Annotated in this window: 2 protein-coding genes and 1 pseudogene; all 3 read left to right on the top strand. The window is 68.8% G+C overall.

Annotation, left to right across the window (positions count from 1 at the left end):
• A pseudogene (locus MKL09_RS01045) lies at positions 1 to 127 on the top strand (IS110 family transposase); the annotation flags it as partial.
• 18 nt (positions 128 to 145) lie between these two features.
• Complete coding sequence (locus MKL09_RS01040; RefSeq protein WP_244017143.1) at positions 146 to 457, top strand: DUF3307 domain-containing protein; 312 nt, start codon at positions 146 to 148, stop codon at positions 455 to 457.
• Positions 458 to 711: 254 nt separating this feature from the next.
• On the top strand, positions 712 to 1012 hold a 301-nt coding region (locus MKL09_RS01035; protein ID WP_244017141.1), incomplete at its 3' end, for a hypothetical protein.

Here is a 1012-nt window from a genome sequence, read left to right as displayed (position 1 = left end):
GCTGTTCCGCGACCGGCTGGTCGCCGCCGGCAAGCCAAAGATGGTCGCCGTCATCGCCGTCGCCCGAAAGCTCCTCACCATCCTCAACGCCATGATCCGGGATCAGAAACCATGGCAAACCGCTTGACGCCCAACACAGTCGCTGATGCTGATCGGGCATGCCGTCGCCGACTATCCCCTGCAGGGCGATTGGCTCTCCAAGGCAAAGAACCCGACGCTGAAGCTCGTGCCCGGCGAGACGATATGGCCCGGTGCCATGGCATCCCATGCAGGAATCCTTGCGGGCGCGGTGTGGTTGGCGACGGCGTCGCCGGCACTCGCCATGTCCGAGTTCGCCGCACACTTCGCGATCGACGTGACCAAATGCCGAGGCCGCCTGACCTACAACCAGAACCAGCTCGCGCATGTCGGCTGCAAGGTGGTGTGGGCCCTCGGCATGTTCCTGGGGGGCGCCTGACCGGGGGTTGTCCGTTGCAGGGCGCGGCCGCCTGCTGACCCGAAGTTGGATCCTATCATGGAGAGCCTGCTGGCGCTCCCCTCCGACAGCCTGTCCACCGCGGCCAACGCCGCGCGCTACAAGGCCGCCGCCCGCATCCTGGAGACGGCCGCCTACGAGGAGGCTGCCTCCCTCATCGCGACCGACCCGGCGCTCGCCTACCGCATCGCCCACATGCAAACGGACGCGGCCCTGCCGGGATCCGGAAGGTCATCGTGGCCGCCGCGTTCGCTGCCATGCAGGCCCGTCCGGACGCGACGCTGCCCGGCGGCTCCGACGACCAGCGGCGCGAGGCGATGTTCCGCCGCGACCCGAGCCGGTACCTGCCCGGCGCCACGACGGCGGCGGTAGCGATCTCGCCGCCGGGAATCGGCTTCGTCTACCTCGACGGGAAGCTCACGCCCTGGACCTACGGAACCCAGGCCTACGCCGGATCCGACGTGAACGATGTCGCCGAATACATGGAGCACGCCGGTCTGGAGCAGGGCCTCGTCGTTGGTGCGCCGAGCGTCGGGC

This window comes from Methylobacterium sp. J-048 (genome assembly GCF_022829515.1).
GTDB lineage: Bacteria > Pseudomonadota > Alphaproteobacteria > Rhizobiales > Beijerinckiaceae > Methylobacterium.
Note: the sequence above shows the minus strand (reverse complement) of the source record. Positions and strands in the feature narration are given on the sequence as shown.